Raw genomic sequence first — 17,998 nt, forward strand, 5'->3', positions numbered from 1 at the left:
GCGCGCCCCCACCACGTCCCCCCTGATCGTCGCGTTGTCAGTGGGCCTCGCTACGTTCCTCGCATCGCTGGTCAGCAAGCGATCGAGACGTGGTTCCCGGGTGGTTCCCGGGCGGGAGGAGTACGGCCGTGGCATGGGTGGAGACGGGCGCGGGAGGGTACCGCGTCGCGCTCGACGGGGAGGGCCGGGTGGTGTGCCGCAATGCGGCCGGCCGGGAGCTCAAGTCCCTTCCGTCGAAGCTCGGTGACGACCCGGTGGTCACCCAGCTCAAGCAGCTCGCCGAGTGGCTGTCCGCGCACGAGCGGAGCTGCCAGGACGACGTCGAGCGCTGGATGGTGCGCTCGCTGCCGGTGCCCGCCGCGGTGATCACCGCGGTGTGGCCCGACGAGTCCTGGCAGGCCGTGCTGCGCGACCTGGTGGTCACCGGCGCGGACGGCGCGGTCGCCGGCTTCCTGCGCGGCGCGGACGCCGAGCGCAGCCTCGGCCTGGTCGACCTGGACGGCGACACCGTCCGCCTCACCGACGGCGAGGTCCTGATACCGCACCCCGTCCTCCTGGAGGACCTCGACGAGCTGCGCGAGTTCGCCGTCGAACTCGGCGTCTCCCAGCGCGTCCAGCAGCTCTACCGCGAGGTCTGGCACCGGCCGGCCGAGCTGCCGGGCGGCACCGAGGTCACCACCTACGCCGGCGGCCGCTACCGCGAGCTGCGCGAGCTGATCGGCCGCTGCAACCGGCTCGGCTGCCGGGTCCGCGGCGGCAGCGCCGTCCTGCCGATCACCGAGGGCGGGCGCACCGTCGAGGCCCGGGTCTGGGTCGGCGACTACTACGAGTACGACGCCTGCGAGACCGGGGCGCTCAGCTGGGCGGGCCCTGACGGCCGGGCCCTGCCGCTCACCGAGGTCGGACCGGTCGCCTGGTCCGAGGGCATGCGGATGGCCGCCGCCCTGCACGCCGGCCGCACGATCGAAGGGGAGGACGCCGCATGACCACCACCGGCCCGAACAGCACCACCACCGGCGCGAACGGCACCGGCCCCGACACCGCCACCGGCCCGGCCGCGCCCGCCGCGACCGCCGCGCCCGAGGCCCTGCTCGACGCCGGCGCCGTCCTGCCGCCCGGCACCCTGCCCGACGCCGGCCGCCCCGACAGCGCCGCCGACGTGCTCACCGCCCGCGGCTACACCCACCCCGCACTCGACGGCCGCCGGATCGTCCGGCTCGTCCCCGGCGCCCTCGGCCGGGCCGAGGACCTCGCCCTCGACTTCCTCGGCCTGACGCCCGACGCCGACCCCGCCGAGGTCGGCCAGGTCCGCCAGGAGGCGCTCGGCTTCCCCGCCTGGGCGCTGGTCCACGACCCGGCCAACGGCCACCACGCGCTCGCCCTGGTCAAGGAGATGGAACGGCTGGCCCGCCAGGCCACCTCCAAGCCCGGCGCCGCCAAGGACGGCTTCGACGCGCTCGCCGTCCGCCTCGGCCGGGCCGTCCCGCACTTCCTGCCCACCTTCTGCGAGGAGGTCGGCCGGATCTTCCTCGGCAGCGGCAACCAGACCTACGCCGCCGCCTGGTTCGGCAAGGCCCGCGAGGCCGAGCGCACCCACGGCCTGACGGTGGACGAGGAGCGGCTGCGCGCCGTCTTCCTGGAGTTCGCCCTGGCCGGCGCGCTCACCGTCAAGGCCCTGCGCCAGTACGTCAAGGAGCTCGCCCGGCGGCTCGACCCGCAGACCGCCTGGGGCCGCTTCCGCCAGCTGTGCACCGAGCGCTCCGCGGCCGGCATGGCTCCGTACGCCGGGGTCGCCGAGGACGCCCGCGCGCTGATCCGGGCCGCCGGGCTGGACCGCACCGAGCACGAACAGGCCCTGCTCGCCGAACTGCTGGCCTCCCCGGCGGTCAACCGGGCACCCGCCGCGTTCTGGAAGTCCTGGCACGGCGCCCTGATCGACCTCGGCAAGCGCGACGCCGCGGTCCGCATCCGCCTGCTGGAACTGCTGCCCGACCCGGCCGGCGCCGGCTCCGACTCCCCGCACGACGCCGGCTGGCTGGAGGTCCTCGCCGCCACCGGCGCCGAGGAACTGCTCACCGGCCCGCGCGCCGAGGGCGCCGAGCCCGCCGCCGCCTGGCTCCAGCGCTGGTGCAACCACCTCGGCCGCGGCTGGCGCAGCCGGCCCAGCTGCCCGGCCACCCTCGCCCTGGCCGGCCGGATGGTCGAGCGGCTGCGCACCGACGCCGTCCCGGTCGACCTCGGCACCGGCGTCCGCGCCAGCCACACCCGCCTCGACCTGCTGGACCTCCTGCTGGCCGCCGGCGTCCCGGTCGCCGACCCGCCGGCCGGCCTCGGCTTCGACCTGCGCGAGTGGGTCGCGCAGAGCGGCCCCGACGCCACCGGCCTCGCCGCCGTCGCCGCCGACGACCGTTACCGGCCGCTGCTGCGCAATGCCACCCCGGCCGCCTGGGAGACGGCCGTCAAGCGCCAGGCCCCCGCGCTGCCGCTGCTCAACGAGCTGTTCGCCGAGTGGGCCGAAGCCCGCGCCGACGAGGTCACCGCCGCCCGCGGCCTGGCCGCCGCCGCCGACCTGGTGCGCTCGCTGAGCCAGCACCGCACCGCCATCCGCACGGTCGCCCCGGCCGCCGCCGAGCGGATCGCCGCCCTCGACGTCACCGGCCTGCTCACCGGCGCCCTCAACGCCGGCATCCTGGACGAACTCGGCTGGCCCGCCCTGGAGGACGCGCTCGCCAAGCTCGCCGACCCGCCCGCCGCCGACGCCCTCCCGGTCACCGCCCCCGGCCACCGCACCCGCGGCCTGGACGACCTGACCATCGAGGACGCCTGGCCGTACCTCGTCCTCGCCCGCCACGACCGGGCCGTCGTGGTCGGCCCGGAGGGCGTCCTGCTGGAGCACACCCTGCGCGTGCCCACCCAGCCGGGCAGCCGCGTCCGGCCCCGACTGCGCCTCGTCGACGGCGAACTCCTCGTCGCCTGGTACGAGGTGGGCGAGCAGCGGGCCTACTGGTCCGGCCGGCCGGACCAGACCTTCGAGCTGGAGGGCCGGAGCATCGCCGGCTACTACTACGGCGAACGGCACCCGGAGGCCCCGTCCCTGCCGCTGCCCGGCGGCGGCCGCACCACCGGCGAGCGCCCGCTGCACCCGGGCGACACCCGGATGCCCGAGGAACACCGCGTCCTCGGCGACGGCACCGGCTACTGGACGGTGCGGTACGGCCCGGACGGCAGCCGCGTCCTGCGTGAACTCGACCCGGCCACCGGCACCCTGGGCCGCGCCGCCGAGCCGCCCGTGATCGCGGCCACCGCCGAGGCCGGCCGACTCGTCACGGACAACGCCCGCCTGCTGCCGATGCAGCCCGGCCTGGAGGACACCCCGCTCGGCACCGACGGCACCGTCCTCGGCAGCTGGGTCCGCACCGAGCCCGGCCGCGCCGTCACCACCTTCACCGCCGACGGCGGGCGGATCGTCCTGCCGCCGGCCGACCGCCGCGGGGCGGAGAGCGTGCCGGTCGGCCGGCTCGCCCTGCCCGGTGCGGCGGCCCCGGTGGTCAGCCGCGACAGCGACCAGCACTACTCCCTCAACCTGCCCGACCTCACCGACCGCTCGGCCCGCACCGCCGACCTGCGCCTCTGCCGCGCGGGCGACCTCTCCGCCGCCGGCACCGCGCTGGTCCCGCCGTACGACCACTGGCACGCCCTGCGCCCCCGCGACGAGGCCGGGTCCCGGGTGCTGCGCGGCGTGACCACCGACCAGGCCGCGCACCTGATCGACCTCGCCTGGCCCGTCGACGCCGAGCCCGTCCCGGAGGACGAGCAGCGCTGGCTGGACGTCCAGGGCGTCCGGCGCCCGCTGGCCCAGCGCGACGCGGCCCGCGCCACCCTGCCCGTCGAGGCGGTCGGCGCCGCCCTGCCCGGCATCGCCCACCCGCTGCTGCTCGCCGGTGTCGCCGGCATCGCCCGCGCCGCCACCGACCTGCTGGTCCGGGTCGCCCGGTTCGTCCCGCAGCCGGACGCCGAGCGCCCCGGCGCGGCGGAGGCCGCCGAGTGGCGGCCCGAGCACGGCCGCGACCACGAGCTGCGCGACGCCGTCGGCGCGGTCCTGCCCGGGATCGGCGGCTTCGGCAGCGGCTGGGGCAGCTCCGACCGCTGCTGGGTGCTCAACAACCTGCGCACCGTCACCGCCGTCCTCGCCGCCCCGCCCGCCGCGAGCGGCGAGGGCTGGAGCACCCCGGCGAACGTCACCCTGTACGGCGGCGACGCCAACCACGGCTGGCTGGAACTGCTCGGCCGGGTCGACGTGCTGGCCCACGCCGTGGCCTCCCCGCTGACCAAGACGGCTCAGCGCTCCACGCTGGTCCTGCTGCTCGGCGAGCTCACCAGGGGCCCGCTCGCCGACCGCGGCGCCACCCTGCGCGAGATCGTCCTCGCCGAGCCGGCGCAGAGCGTCACCGGCGACCGGCCGGTCACCCACCGTCAGGGCGAGGTGCTGCGCCACGGCGACCGCACCGTCGTCATCCTCGGCAACCGGACCCGGTACACCGACGGCACCGTCCACTGGCTCGCCGTCGACCACGACCCGAGCGGGGAGTTCGGCCCCGTCGCGCACTTCACCACCGTCGCCGAACGCGGCACCGAGGAGCGGGTCGACGCCGCCTGGATCGCCAGGTTCTGGCGGGTCGCCGCCCTGCGCGGCAGCGTCCCCTGGGACGCGGCCCGCGCCGAGGCCTTCTCCGAACTCACCGGCATCGGCACCGCCCGCGCAACCCTGCTGCTCTGCCCGCCGTCCGGGCTGCTGCACTGGGGCAACATCGACGTGCCCGCCGAATACGGCTTCAAGGCCACCGAGATCGGGGCCGCCCGCAACTGGCTGCGCGGACACGACCACGCCGGCATCGCCGCCGTCTGGAGCGCCCTGCTGACGGCCGACCCGAAGACCCTGTGGACCGACGGGCCCGACCTCGCCGCCGGGGCCGAGGCCTGGATCCGGCAGTTCGGACGGCTCGTCACCCTCCCCGAGGAGGCCCAGGCCACCGTCCAGGGCGTGTCCATCACCACCATCGAGGAGATGCTCAACCCGGCCCGGACCAGGTGGCTGACCGGTACCACCACCTTCCGGCTCGGCGGCGAAGGCCGGGACACCCCCCGGCTGCTGCCCGAGGACGTCACCGCGGTGCCCGAATCCGGCGCGCTGGACAAGGCCGTCGATGCCATCCGCTGGCTCGCCTACCACCTGCCCGCCCACAGCCCGCTCCGACCGCTGCTGCCGGCGGCGGCCACCGCGCTGCGCGAGCGCCTGGCCGACCCTGAGCTGCTGCTCGACCTCGAACTGCTCCGCACCAGGAAGGGCACCCCGCTGTCCGCCGTGCTGCGCGGTCACTTCAGCCTGCCCGCCGAGGGCGGCGCCGATCCGGACGGCCTGGTCCGTTGCGGCCCGGCGCTCGTCATCGCCCCGGGCCACGAGGCCTTCGAGCGGATCTGGCTGCGTCCGGCCGGCCTCAGCGGCCCGGACGACCCGCTGCTCGACCTGCTCGAAGGGCTCTCCGACAGCTACTGGTTCCCCGTCGAGCGGGCCGCCATCGAGTCCGTCCTGCGCGGCGGGACGGAGCGGCTGGCCGCCTCCGCGTCCGGGGTGGCGTCCAGCGGCGACGCTCCGGCCTGGCTGCAGGACCCGCAGCTGTCCGCCCCCGAGCTGGTCGCCGAGGTGGCCCGCGTCCACGGCCTCGGCGAGGACGCGGCCGCGCTCTACCTCCAGCTACTCGCCCTGCCCGACCCCACCGACCGCAACGTCGCCCGCTGGACGGGCTGGAAGCCCGCCCGGCTGAAGCGGGCCCGCGCCGAACTCGCCGCCACCGAGCTGGTGCTGACGGCCAAGCGGTCCCGGGCCGGCCGCAGTCTCTTCCTGCCCGGCGGCTGGCAGGAGGCCAGGTCCCCGGCCCTGCCGGCCGAGACCTGGAAGGCCGCCCTGTACGACCTGCCCACCCACCAGCCGGTGCTGGTGCCGCTGCCCGTCCCCGAGCTGTTCGCCCGGGCCTGGCAGCGCACCGTCGACGGTGACGCCCCCGGTTACGAAGAGCTCCAGACCAGCAAGCGCAGGAAGGCCCGTCGATGACCGCCACCGAGACCACCGCCACCGAGACCACCGCCACCCGGGCCGCCGAAACCCGGGCCACCGCGGCCCGGACCACCGCCGGCGCCTCCGGCACGTCGGCGCCCGCCCCCGCGGAGCGGCAGATCGTCCCGCCCGAGGAGAAGCACGCCGCCGAACTGGAGTTCCTCGCCGCGTACGACGGCGGCCCCCGCCCGCCCGGCTGGCGCCTCACCCCGCGGGCCGTCGTCACCTTCGTGATGGGCAGCGGCGGCGAGAAGCTCAAGGCCGGGCGCAAGAGCCTGGTCATCGAGCCCAAGTTCGTCGGCGAGCGTGCCCTGGTCGAGCGCTGCGTCGTCACCCTCGCCGGGGAGCGCGGCCTGCTGCTCGTCGGCGAGCCCGGCACCGCCAAGTCGATGCTCTCCGAACTGCTCGCCGCCGCCGTCTGCGGCACCAGCGCGCTCACCGTCCAGGGTACCGCCGGCACCACCGAGGACCAGCTCAAGTACGGCTGGAACTACGCCCTGCTGCTCGCCAAGGGCCCCAGCCGCGAGGCCCTCGTCCCCTCCCCGGTGCTCACCGCGATGACCACCGGGGCGGTCGCCCGGGTCGAGGAGGTGACCCGCTGCCTGCCCGAGGTGCAGGACGCCCTGGTCTCCCTGCTCTCCGAACGGCGCATCGCCGTCCCCGAGTTGGCGGGCACCCCGGACGGACAGCTGCACGCCGCCGCCGGCTTCACCCTGATCGCCACCGCCAACCTGCGGGACAAGGGCGTCAGCGAGATGTCCGCCGCCCTCAAGCGGCGGTTCAACTTCGAGACGGTCGGCCCGATCGGCAGCCTGGCCGCCGAGGTCGACCTGGTCCGCCGCCAGTCCACCGTCGCCGTCGCCCGGGCCGGCGCCGCCTACGCGGTCGACGACGCCGTTCTGGAGGCCCTGGTCACCGCGTTCCGCGACCTGCGCACCGGCCGCTCCACCGAAGGCTGGGACGTCGAGCGCCCGTCCACCGTGATGAGCACCGCGGAGGCGGTCTCCGTCGCCACCGCGCTCGGCGTCACCGCCGCCTACCTGCCCGACGGCGGGGACCTGCTCGGTCGGCTCCCCGGTCAGCTCCTCGGCGTGGTCCGCAAGGACGACCCGGCCGACGCGGCCCGTCTGCTCGGCTACTGGGACGGCCCGGTCCGCCGCCGCGCCGAGCAGGGCGCCGGCACCTGGCGCACCCTGTGGGACCTCCGCTCGGCGCTGGAGGGCTGAGTCGATGAGCAGCGCGGTGACTCCCGTCCCCGACGACACGGACCGCACGGGCGACGCGGACCGCACGGGCGGCATGGACGGAACGGACCGTACGGTCCGGACCGAGGCCGACCGGCTGGCCGCCGCCGGCACCGGTGGCCCGGGGCCCTACCTGATCGGCGTGCGCCACCACGCGCCGTCCCTCAGCGCGGTCGTCCCCGCGCTGCTCGACGCCGCCCGGCCGGAGGCGGTCCTGGTGGAACTGCCCGCCGAGTTCCAGCCCTGGCTCGGCCTGCTCGCCGACGAGGCGACCGAAGCCCCGGTCGCCCTCGCGGCCGCCCCCACCGGGCCCGAGGAGGGGGGCGGGCCCGCCTTCTACCCGTTCGCCGACTTCTCCCCGGAGCTCGCCGCCCTGCGGTGGGCCCGGCGCAACGGTGTGGAGGTCATCGCCTGCGACCTCCCGCTCGCCCGCCGCGCCGCCCGCGCCGGGGACGGCCGCCGCGCTGCCGGCGCTCCCGACGCGCCCGGCGTCGCCGACGCGCTGCGCCACCGGCTCACCGGCCGGGACTCCGACGAGGACCTGTGGGACCGGCTGGTCGAGACCGCCGCCCCCGGCTCCACCCCGGAGGCCGTCCGGCGCGCCGCCCTGCTCGTCGGCTGGGCGCTGCGCCACGACGCCGAGACCGGCCCCGGCGTCGACCCGCACGACCTGCGCCGCGAGGCCTGGATGCGCGCCCGCATCCGGGACGCCGCGGCCGGCGGGCGCCGGGTCGCCGCCGTGGTCGGCGCCTTCCACGCCCCCGCCCTGCTGGACGGGCCGACCGCCGGCGAGGAGCCGCCGCACCCGGACGACCCGGGCCACGTCCTCTCCCTGATCCCGTACACCTACCCGCTGCTCGACGCCCGCTCCGGCTACCCGGCCGGCATCCGCGACCCGGAGTGGCAGCACACCGTCCTCGACGCCGGCGGCGACCCCGACCGGCTCGCCGAGGCGCTCACCACCACCGCCGTCCGGATCTGCGCCGCCCTGCGCGCCCAGGACCACCCCAGCGGCCCGGCCGACGCCCGTGAGATCGTCCGCCTCGCCGGCGACCTCGCCCGGCTGCGCGGCCACGCCGCCCCCGGCCGCGGCGAACTGGTCGAAGCGGTGCAGACCGTCCTCGCCCAGGGCGAACCCCTCGGCCGCGGCCGGGCCGTGGCCCGTGCCCTCGAACAGGTCCTGGTCGGCACCCGCACCGGCCGCCCCACCCCCGCCGCCCCGCGCAGCGGACTCGCCCCCGCCGTCGAGACCCTCCTCGCCGACCTCGGCCTCCCCGGCCCCACCGACCCCGGCCCGCGCGACCTGCGGCTCGACCCGCTGCGCAGCCCCCTCGACCGCCGCCGCGAGATCCTGCTCCACCGCCTCACCGCCTGCGAGGTCCCCTACGCGGACCCGGTCGCCACCACCGGCGCCGGCGGCACCGAGACCCTCGGCACGCGCTGGCGCCTGCACTGGACGCCCGCCACCGCGGCCATGCTCACCGTCGCCGGCACCCGGGGCGTCACCCCCGCCCAGGCCGCCGAAGGCGCCCTGCGCGCCCGCCGCACCGCCGATCCCGGCCCGCGCGAGATCATCGACGGTCTCACCGCCGCCGCCTCCTGCGCCCTGCCCGCACTCACCGACACCCGTCTCACCCAACTCACCACCACCCTCCCGACCTCGGCCACCCTCCCCGACCTCCTCGACGCCCTCGCCCTCCTCGACCGCCTCGCCGCAGGCCACTTCCCGGGCCTCACCGCGAGCGGAGCGAGCGGCACCCCCGGCGGGGAGAACCCGCCGACCGCCCCCGGCGGTGCGGGGATCGCCCCACCCGCCTGCGACGGAACGGCCGCGCCGAACTCCGGCGACGGTACGGGTGCCACCGTCCTCGCCCCGGACGCCCCGGCCTCCGCCGGGCCGGGCGCGGTGGCGGCTGCGTCGGTGCCGTCCGGGTCTGCGACCGGCGCCGGGGCGGGGGCCCTGCTGCCCTCCGCGGACGCGGTCGATGCCGACCACACCTCGGCCTCCCTCCCTTCCGACTCCTCCGTCCCCTCCTCCCCCTTTTCCCCCTTCTCCTCCGCCGGGCCGCTGGCCGTGGCCGGGGAGGTCCTGACGGTGGCCGCGGTGCGGCAGTCGGAGGGGCTGGGCGGGTCGGACGATCCGCAGGACGCGCGGGCGCTGGTGGAGTTGGGGCGGCGGGCGGACCGGCTGGGCGGGGTGCGACTGGCGTACGTGCTGGCCGAACTCGCCGAGCGCGGAAGCCCGTTGGTGCGGGGCGCGGCCGGGGCGGTGCGGGTGCTGCTCGGTCAGGAGCCGGCCGGGGTGTTGGGCGGTCGGGCGGCCTCGTGGGTGGACGGGGCGACCGGTCCGCAGGCACGGCAGGTGCTCGGGCGCGCACTGGTCGGGCTGCTGACGGCGGCGGAGGGTCTGTTCGACTCCGCGCCGGAGGCACTGGAGCCGGTCCTGGAGCGGGTCACCTCGCTGCCCGACACCGCCTTCCTGGACCGACTGCCCGCGCTGCGCGGCGGCTTCGACACGCTCAGCCCGGCGGCCCGGGACCGGTTGCTCGCCCTGGTCGAGGAGCGCCTGGGCACCCGCCTCGCCGCGCTGCCCGAGGAGGCCGGCCCCGCCGTGGTCGCCGGCTGGGTGCGCGCGGACCTCGCGGCCCGCGCCGCACTGGCCCGCCGCGGCCTGCTGCCGGCGACACCGGCGGCCCCCGAGCCGGCCCCGATGCCACGGCCCGGCGACGCGACCGCCACCCGGGCCGACCACACCGCCCGGATCGACCACGCCGTCCGGCCCGACTCCCGCACCCTCACCCCCGCCGAGCGCTGGCGGCTGCTCCTGGGCCGCCCCGGAAACGGCGGCCTGAGCGGCCGCAGCGCCCGACTTGCCACCGCCCTGGACGAGTTGTACGGCAGCGGCCACGGCGAGGGCTCCGGCCCCGGACTGGACAGCCGGGGCGGCAAGGGCGGTCGGGGTGGCCGGGAGGCCCCCTACCCGGGCGTGCGGGAATGGGCGGAGGAGCTGGAGTCGCTGTTCGGCCCGGGCCTGCGGGAGGAGGTGCTGGCCGCCGCCCTCGCGCAGGGCCGCACCGACGTCCTGGAGGCGGTCGACCCGTCCGCCGTCCGCCCGTCCGTCGATCTGCTGCGCACCGTCCTGGAGCACGCGGGCGGCCTGCCCGAGGCCCGGCTGGCGCGGCTGCGCCCGCTGGTGCGGCGCCTGGTGGACGAGCTGACCCGGGAGCTGGCGACGACGTTGCGCCCGGCCCTGACCGGCATCGCGGTGCCGCGCCCGTCCCGCCGTCCGGGCGGCGGGCTGGACCTGGACCGGACCATCCGGGCCAACCTCGCCACCGCTCGGCCCTCGCCGGAGGGCGGCACCCTGATCGTGCCCGAGCGCCCGGTGTTCCGGACCAGGGCCCGGCAGGCCAACGACTGGCGGCTGATCCTGGTCGTGGACGTCTCGGGGTCGATGGAGGCCTCCACGGTCTGGGCGGCGCTGACGGCCTCGATCCTGGCCGGGGTGCCGTCGTTGAGCACCCACTTCGTCGCCTTCTCCACCGAGGTCGTCGACCTCACGGAGCGCGTGGAGGACCCGCTGAGCCTGCTGCTGGAGGTGCGGATCGGCGGCGGCACCAGCATCGCGAGCGGTCTGCGCTACGCGCGGGAGCTGGTGACGGTGCCGTCCCGCACGCTGGTCGCGGTGATCAGCGACTTCGAGGAGGGCGGGCCGGTCGCCGGGCTGCTGGCCCAGACCCGGGCGCTGGTGGACTCCGGCGTGCAGCTGCTCGGCTGCGCGGCGCTGGACGACACCGGGACGGCCCGTTACTCGAAGGCGGTCGCCGGCCGGTTGGTGGCGGCCGGAATGCCCGTGGCGGCGTTGAGCCCGCTGGAACTGGCCCGCTGGGTGGGGGAGAAGGTGCGATGAGCGTGACCGATCGGACGAACGACTGGCCGGGTGTGCGACCGGAGGTGGTCGCCGAGGTGGTGGCCGGGCTGAGCGCCCGGCTGCAGAATCGGCTGGACGGCGCGGCGGCGAAGCTGGCGGAGCGTCCGGTGACGCGCGCGGGTGACGAGTGGCGGGTGGAGGTGGACGAGGAGACGGTGCTCGTCCTGCACGCCCCGGGCGGGACGGTGGCCGACCAGGCGGACGTCCGCTGCGGCTGCCTGCTCGCCCCGGCCTGCGTGCACCGGGCCGCGGCCGTCACCCTCTGCCCGCTCGCCGAGGCCACGGAGCCGACGGGGCCGACGGAGGCGCCGGAGCCGACAGAGCGCACTGCGTCGGCGGAGTCGGCCGAGCCGACGGCCACCGCCACCGCTCCCCTCACCGCTCCCGAACTCGACGCCGTCCGCCATCTTCACCGGGCCGCGGCCGCCGTCCTCGCCGCCGGGGTGAGCGGCGCGGGCGCCGTCGCCCAGGCCGAACTCCTGCGCGCCGCCCACCGGGCCCGGGTTGCGGGTCTGCACCGCCCGGCCGCGGCGGCCGTCGCCGTCGTGACCCGGGTCCGGGCGGCCCGGAGCGGGGCGCCTGACCACCGGCTGGCGGACCTGGTGGCCGGCCTGCGCGAACTGCTCGGCCTCACCGCCGCGCTGACGGCCGGCAGCGGCCCGGTCGACGAGCTGCGCGGCACCGCGCGGCAGGCCTACCGGGAGGAGGGCGGCCTGCGGCTCTACGGGCTGTTCGCCGAGCCGGTGCTGACGGCGACCCACGCGGGCGCGGTCAGCTGGGCGGTGGACGCCGAGGGGCGCCTGAGCACGATCGCCGAGGTCCTGCCGCACGGCGACGCGGCGGCCGCGGTCCCGCAGGCGGTCGGGGCGGGCAACCGGACGGTCCGGCTGGGCGACACCGCGCTCAGCCACCGGGAGTTCAGCCGCGCCGGGCTGGCCGTCCAGGGCGCGACCCGGTCCGCCACCGGGCGACTGGGGGCCGGTGCCGCCGTCCGGGCCGTCCGCGCCGCGGGCGCGGCCTGGACGGCGGAGCCGGCGGCCCGGCTCTGGTCCGAACCGGCGGCCGCGCAGGTGGCCCGGGCGCTCGCGGCGCAGGACCTGCCGTACGAGAGCCGCCCGGCCGGGAGCGATCTGCTGTTCCTGGACGTCACGCTGCTGGGCACGGCGCCCACCGGTCCGGGCGGGGCACCGCGGCTACGGGCGCGCTGCGCGGAGGGCGGCCCGGTGCTCGCCCTGTGCGCGGCGCACGAGCACCCCGAGCTGCCCTTCCGGGCGAACCTCGCGCTGCTCGCCACCGCGCCGGGCCTGCGGCTGCGGGTGATCGGCCGACTGGAGCGCGCGGACCGTCCGGAACTGCGCCTGCTCGCGATCGGCGCGCCCCCGCACGCCCCCGACCCGTTCGCGCTCCCCGCCGACCGCGCGGGCCGGGTCAACCTCGGTCTGGAACGCCTCCAGACCGCCGACCTCCGGACCGTCGACCCGGCGGCACCTGCGGCGGCCCCCGACACGAGCCCCGGAACGACTCGTGACGCGACCCCCGACGCGAGCCCCGCAACGCCACCCGGTACCACCACGACCGGTGAGCACCCGGAGCCCCCCGCGCCGTACGGCCCGCCCGTCCACGTGCTCGGCCGCCGGGTGGAGCAGACGGTCACCACCGGCCGGCACGCCCTCGCCCCGAGCGAGGCCACCGCGGCGGCCGACCGCGGTCTGCTGCGCGCCGCCGGGCTGGCCACCGCCGCCGAACTCCTGGACGGTCTGCGGGCGGCCGCGGCGAACCGGCGGCGGGACGTGTTCGGCCGGATCGTCGCCGACGACCACGACGCCTTCGCCACCGCCTGGCTGGCGGCGGCCTGGTACACCGAGGAGCTGGCCACGGCGCTCTGTTCGGCGGCGTGGGCCGGGGAGGGGTGAACCATAAGTCGAACTATTTGCAGGGACCTGTTATCTGCGCCAACTGGCATACTTGGCAGGAGGGAGACACCGCACACGCGGTGCAGCGGAAAGGACGGCGCGCCATGGGGATCCGGGACGACGCGGCCGAGATCCGGGCCCGTGGCTGGCGCACGCTCGCCGCGCTGCACGGGATGATCGACACCGCGCTGGAGAAGGCGCTGCAGGCCGAGTGCCGGCTCTCGGTGGTCGAGTACACGGTGCTGGAGGCGCTCTCGCGTCAGGACGGCTGGCACATGCGGATGCAGCAGCTGGCCCGCGCGGCGGCGCTGAGCAGCAGCGCGACCACCCGGCTGGTGAGCCGCCTGGAGGACCGGGGCCTGCTGAGCCGCTACCTCTGCGCGGACGACCGGCGCGGCATCTACACCGAGCTGACCCCGGAGGGCCGCGACCTGCTGGCGGCCGCCCGTCCGGTGCAGGACGCCGCGCTGGAGGCGACGCTGGCGCAGGCCACCGAGGTCCCGGAACTGGCCCCGCTGGTCGGCTCGCTCGCCGAGCCCGACCCGGCGCACGCCTGAACTCCGTTACGGCAAGCCGGAAGTCGGCAGGCCGGACTTCGGCAGGCCGGAAGCCGGAAGTCGGAAGGTCCGACGGTCAGGAGGCCGGACCGCCCGTCCGACCGCCCGCCCGTCCGACCGCCCGCCCGTCCGACCGCCCGCCCGTCCGACCGCCCGCCCGTCCGACCGACCGCCCGCCCGCCTGCCAGGCCGCCTGCCCCTCACCGCCGCCCGGCGGTCAGGGCGTGCTGGTGCACCCGGTCGAGCAGGGCGAGCAGCAGCTCCTTGCTGGACGCCCGCTCCCGGACGTCGCAGAGCACGACCGGGACCTCCGGCCCGAGGTCGAGGGCGTGGCGCACCTCCTCGGGGCTGGCCTCGCGGCGCCCGTGGAAGCAGTTGACGCCGATCGCGAACGGGATGCCGCGCTGCTCGAAGAAGTCCACGGCGGCGAAGCTGGATTCGAGCCGCCGGGTGTCGGCGAGGATGATCGCTCCGAGGGCGCCGAGCGCGAGGTCGTCCCACATGAACCAGAAGCGGAACTGCCCCGGTGTGCCGAAGAGGTAGAGCACCAGGTCCTCGCGGACGGTGATCCGCCCGAAGTCCATCGCCACCGTGGTGGTGGACTTGTCCTGGACGCCTTCGAGGCTGTCGACCCCGATGCTGGCGCGGGTCATCCGTTCCTCGGTCTGCAGCGGCTCGATCTCACTGACCGAGCCGACCATGGTGGTCTTCCCGACGCCGAAACCGCCGGCGACGAGGATCTTGACCGCGCCCGGCACCAGGCTCTGGGTCGTCAATTCGGGTCTCCTGGAAGGGAACGGGAAGAACGGTGGGCAGCCGGCGCGAGCGGGTCGGCCGGCGGGACGGCGTCCCCGCCGGACGCCGCCGCGGCGGCGACCGCGACGGGGGACGCCTTTCCGTCAGAGCCGGCGGACGCCCTCGATCACGGCCCTGATCAGCGAGATGTCCGGCGCCTCGGCGAGCTGGACCGGGGCACGGGTGAGGATCAGCCGGGCCTCGGCCAGGTCGTCCAGCAGCACCTTGACCACGCTGACCGGCAGGTCGAGGGTGGCCGCGATCTCGGCCACGGCCAGCGGGCGTTCGCGGCACAGGTCGATGATCGCGGCCGGTTCGGGCGTGAGCCGGCTGGTGTCGGCGCGCGGATCGGCGGTGACCACCAGGGTGATCAGCGCGAAGCCGTCACGGACCGGGCCGGTGCGCCCGTTGGTGATCGCGTAAGGGCGGACCAGATGGCCGGCGTCCTTGTCGTAGAACCAGCCCTCGTCGGTGTCGGCGGTGGTCACGCACCGCCACCCGCGCCGACCTGGCCGGCATCGCTGCGCGGCGCCGCGGTGAGGTACTGGCCGACCTGCTTGACCAGCATGTTGATCTCGTACGCCATCAGTCCGGCGTCCACCTGCTCGCTGGTCAGGACGGCGAGCCGGGCGCCCTGCCCGGCGGTGGTGACGAACAGGAAGAGCTGGTCCATCTCGACCACGGTCTGCCGGACCCGTCCGCCGTTGAAGCGGTGCCCGGCGCCGCGGGCGAGGCTCTGCAGCCCGGAGGCGACGGCGGACAGGTGCTCGGCGTCGGCCCGGTCGAGGTTCTGGGACATGCCGACCAGCAGGCCGTCCTCCGAGAGGACGATGGCGTGCCGGGTCTCGGGTACCCGTGCGACCAGCTGGTCCAGCAGCCAGTTGAGGTCGCGCTGGGTTTCGGTGTGCTGCGTCATCACTGCTGTTCCTTGGCTTCCTGAGCGGCGGAGGCTTCCTGAGCGGCGGAAGGTGCGGCCGGGGTGTGGGGGGTGGCGGGCGCGGTGGCGGCGGGTGCGCCCGGTTCGGTGGCGGCCGCGCGGGCGGTCCGGGTGCCGCGCTGGATGGCGGCCATGGTGGCGCGGGAGCGCTGCGGGGAGCCGTCCTCGGCCTCGGCGTCCGCGTCGGCGCCGCCGTACCGGGGCGCGACCGGCGCGACCGGCGCGACCGGGGCGGTCGGCCCGGCAGGGCTCACCGGGCCGACGGGGCCGACGGGGCTGACGGGGCCGATCGGTCCGGGGCGGCCGACGGAGGGCGGCAGCAGGCTACTGGGCGCGTTCGCCTCGCGGAGCTGCTCGGCGAGGCTGGCGTTGCGGACCCGCTGCGGGAGGACCCGCGGGGTGCGCAGCTCGCCGTCCGGGCCGTGCTCCACCTGCTCCTCCTGCGGGCGCTCGTGGGTCGGCGCGGAGCGGTCCGCAGGGACGCCGTCGAAGGGCACCGCGGCCGGCTCGGCCGGGAGGTCCGCGCCGTGGCGGCCCGCCGTCGGTACGTCCGCGGGTACGTCCGCCCGGTCGTCGCCGGGGGCCTCGCCCGGGAGGTCGTACCGGCGCGGCAGGGCGGGCCGGGGCACGACGACGGCGCCGGGCAGTCCGGGGATCTCGGCGCCGACGGGGAGTCCGCCGTTGGCGGGCCCGGCCCCGGCGGGACCGCCCTCCGGCAGGCCGCCGTCGAGGAGCCCACCATCGAGGAATCCACCGTCGAGGAATCCACCGTCGAGGAACCCGCCGTCCGGCAGGAGTCCGTCCGTCCCCGGGCCGTCGAGCAGGCCGTCCAGCGCCGGGCCGTCCGCCGCGGCGCCGCCCACCGGGCCGCCGTTCGCGGGGCCGCGGCCGAGCAGCTCGCCGGCGATCACCCCACCGTCGCCCGGTACGGGCCCGGCAGTCGCTCCCGGAGCACCCCCGTCGACCGCGGCCTCCGAACCGGCCGAACCGGCGGGCCCGGCCGGCCCGTTGCCCAGCAGTCCGCTGAGCACCCCGGCCAGCGCGCCCGACAGCTCGTGGTCGACCTCACCGAGGCCGCCGTCCGCGGTCGGCCGGGCCTCCGGCACCGGGGTGCGGGTGACCCGCGCCCCGGACGGCAGGCCGGGCACCGCGGCCGCCTGCTCGGCCTGCTCCAGCAGCGCCGAGGGCACCAGCACCACGGCCCGGGTGCCGCCGTAGGGCGAGGGCCGCAGGGTGACCTGGATGTCGTGCCGGGCGGCCAGCCGCGCGACGACGAAGAGGCCGAGCCGCAGGTCGTCGCCGAGCGCCGAGACGTCCAGCTCCGGCGGGTTGGCCAGGTACTCGTTGAGTCGCTCGTACTCCTCCTCGGTCATGCCGAGGCCGCGGTCCTCGACCTCGACCGCCAGGCCCTTGGGCACCTCCTGCGCGGAGACCTGCACCTGGGTGTACGGCGGGGAGAAGGTGGTGCCGTTCTCGATCAGCTCGGCGACCAGGTGGATCACGTCGGCGACGGCCTGCCCGCTGAGCGAGGCGCGCGGCACGCCCTGGACCACGACCCGGGCGTAGTTCTCGGTCTCGGAGACGGCGCTGCGCAGCACGTTGACCATGGGCACGGCGTTGCGCCAGCGGCGGGCGGGCAGCGCGCCGCCGAGGATGACCAGGTTCTCGGCGTTGCGCCGCATCCGGGTGGCCAGGTGGTCGACCGCGAACAGCTCGCGCAGCAGCTCGGGTTCCTCGTGCTCGCGCTCCAGCGCGTCCAGCATGCTGATCTGCCGGTGGATCAGGATCTGGGTGCGGCGGGCGATGTTGAGGAAGACCTTCTTCGTTCCCTCCCGCCCCTGGGCCTGGTGGACGATGGCCGCGACGGCGGCCTGGCGGACGGCGGCGAGGCCGTCGGCGGTCTGCTGGACCTCGTCGCCGATCCGGCGGGAGGGTGCCCAGGCGGGCGGGGCGGGCACCGGTTCCCCGGCGCGCAGCCGTCCGACCACCTCGGGGATCTCGCTCTGGGCGAGCGCGAGGGTGTCGGCGCGCAGTCCGGACAGACGCGCGGACAGCGCCCGGGCGGCCCGGACGCCGCGGATCAGGCTGAACAGCAGGACGACGGCGACGACGGCGGTTCCGACCAGCACCGCGGTGCTGTGTCCGGCGTCGCGCAGCAGGTAGGCGGCGTAGCCCCAGGCCGCAGCGAGGCCCAGGCTGGGGACCAGCACGAGGGCGAGGAGCGAGCTGCGGAGGGAGCCGGACCGGCCGGCGCGGTGGCCCGTGCGGGGGGCCGATATGCCTGGCATCTGATTCCTTGGTGCAGGGCCGAGTTGCAGGCCGGGTCGCGGGTCCGAACGGCGGGTCGGCCCGTGCGGCCCGGCGGCCTTCGGACGCCGAGGCCGGGGTCGCCGGACCAGGTGACGCGGTGTCACCGTCCGGGCGGGGTGCAGCCACGGCCGCCGACGGCAGGAAACCTATCAGTCCCAGGTGCCCTCATCGCAACATCAACTGACGATATGTGAACGGC

General features: G+C 77.0%; 10 protein-coding genes. 6 read left to right on the forward strand and 4 right to left on the reverse strand.

The window, feature by feature from the left end:
* Positions 1-137 precede the first annotated feature (137 nt).
* The 6 genes from AB0Q99_RS05280 (at position 138) to AB0Q99_RS05305 (ending at position 13,757) form a co-directional block, all read left to right on the forward strand.
* Positions 138-986 (forward strand): DUF4132 domain-containing protein, encoded by an 849-nt coding sequence (locus AB0Q99_RS05280; RefSeq protein WP_363569257.1) that lies wholly within the window; start codon positions 138-140, stop codon positions 984-986.
* Positions 983-6,109: a hypothetical protein gene (locus tag AB0Q99_RS05285; RefSeq protein ID WP_363568666.1), complete on the forward strand. Its 5,127-nt coding sequence runs from the start codon at positions 983-985 to the stop codon at positions 6,107-6,109. The genes AB0Q99_RS05280 and AB0Q99_RS05285 overlap by 4 nt, the downstream gene beginning before the upstream one ends.
* Entirely contained in the window at positions 6,106-7,338 is a 1,233-nt protein-coding gene (locus AB0Q99_RS05290; protein ID WP_363568668.1) for an AAA family ATPase, read from the forward strand. Before AB0Q99_RS05285 ends, AB0Q99_RS05290 begins: the two co-directional genes overlap by 4 nt.
* Positions 7,339-7,342: 4 nt before the next feature.
* A complete protein-coding gene (locus AB0Q99_RS05295; RefSeq protein ID WP_363568670.1) occupies positions 7,343-11,266 on the forward strand; it encodes a DUF5682 family protein in 3,924 nt (1,307 codons plus the stop codon).
* Positions 11,267-11,268: 2 nt separating this feature from the next.
* Positions 11,269-13,200 (forward strand): hypothetical protein, encoded by a 1,932-nt coding sequence (locus tag AB0Q99_RS05300; RefSeq protein WP_363568672.1) that lies wholly within the window; start codon positions 11,269-11,271, stop codon positions 13,198-13,200.
* A 104-nt stretch (positions 13,201-13,304) separates the two neighbouring features.
* Positions 13,305-13,757: a MarR family transcriptional regulator gene (locus tag AB0Q99_RS05305; RefSeq protein ID WP_363568673.1), complete on the forward strand. Its 453-nt coding sequence runs from the start codon at positions 13,305-13,307 to the stop codon at positions 13,755-13,757.
* Positions 13,758-13,957: 200 nt separating this feature from the next.
* Here the strand turns inward: AB0Q99_RS05305 and AB0Q99_RS05310 are convergent, their stop codons facing one another.
* From AB0Q99_RS05310 to AB0Q99_RS05325, 4 genes are all read right to left on the reverse strand, one after another.
* Positions 13,958-14,533: an ATP/GTP-binding protein gene (locus tag AB0Q99_RS05310; protein WP_363568675.1), complete on the reverse strand. Its 576-nt coding sequence runs from the start codon at positions 14,531-14,533 to the stop codon at positions 13,958-13,960.
* Positions 14,534-14,656: 123 nt separating this feature from the next.
* Entirely contained in the window at positions 14,657-15,040 is a 384-nt protein-coding gene (locus tag AB0Q99_RS05315; protein ID WP_363568677.1) for a DUF742 domain-containing protein, read from the reverse strand.
* Positions 15,037-15,468, reverse strand: a complete 432-nt coding sequence (locus tag AB0Q99_RS05320; RefSeq protein WP_363568679.1) for a roadblock/LC7 domain-containing protein — start codon at positions 15,466-15,468, stop codon at positions 15,037-15,039. The genes AB0Q99_RS05315 and AB0Q99_RS05320 overlap by 4 nt, the downstream gene beginning before the upstream one ends.
* On the reverse strand, positions 15,468-17,777 hold the full coding sequence (locus tag AB0Q99_RS05325; RefSeq protein ID WP_363568681.1) for an ATP-binding protein: 2,310 nt from the start codon (positions 17,775-17,777) through the stop codon (positions 15,468-15,470). The genes AB0Q99_RS05320 and AB0Q99_RS05325 overlap by 1 nt, the downstream gene beginning before the upstream one ends.
* Between the last annotated feature and the right edge of the window lie 221 nt (positions 17,778-17,998).

This window comes from Kitasatospora sp. NPDC086791, assembly GCF_040685975.1.
In the GTDB taxonomy this organism is placed as follows: Bacteria; Actinomycetota; Actinomycetes; order Streptomycetales; family Streptomycetaceae; genus Kitasatospora.